1 protein-coding gene is annotated in these 395 nt (G+C 72.9%); it reads right to left on the bottom strand.

The features are described 5' to 3' along the window. Positions 1-395, bottom strand: a 395-nt coding sequence (locus ACFHWU_RS29480; protein ID WP_416592350.1) for an IS66 family transposase, incomplete at both ends; no start/stop codon positions are given.

Raw genomic sequence — 395 nt, 5'->3', positions numbered from 1 at the left:
CGGCGGTGCGCGGTGAGGAGCACGTCGGTGGGTGTGGAGGCGGAGTGCAGCCAGGCGAGGCGGCCGTCGACGCGGATGCCGGTCTCGTCGAAGTGCGCGACCGGCGCGTTCTTGATGCGGTCGCGGATGACGGGGAGCACCGTGTCGATGACGCCGAGGGCGGTGCGGGTGACCCAGGCGGTGATGGTGGCCGCCGCGACGGGCAGGCCGAACAGGTCACGGATCGCGTCGGCGGTGCGGCCGATGGACAGGAACTGTCCGTGGAGCAGGTAGACGCCGATCGCGGCGATCCGTGGTCCGTAGACGGTGGGCGCGGTGGCCCCGGCGGGTGTCGCGGCGGTGGTGTGGTGCCCGCACGGGCAGGCGACGGTGACGATCTGGTGCTCGGTCACCAC

Origin of the sequence: Micromonospora sp. LOL_015 (assembly GCF_048060275.1) — a bacterium.
Lineage (GTDB): Bacteria > Actinomycetota > Actinomycetes > Mycobacteriales > Micromonosporaceae > Micromonospora_E.
Note: the sequence above shows the minus strand (reverse complement) of the source record. Positions and strands in the feature narration are given on the sequence as shown.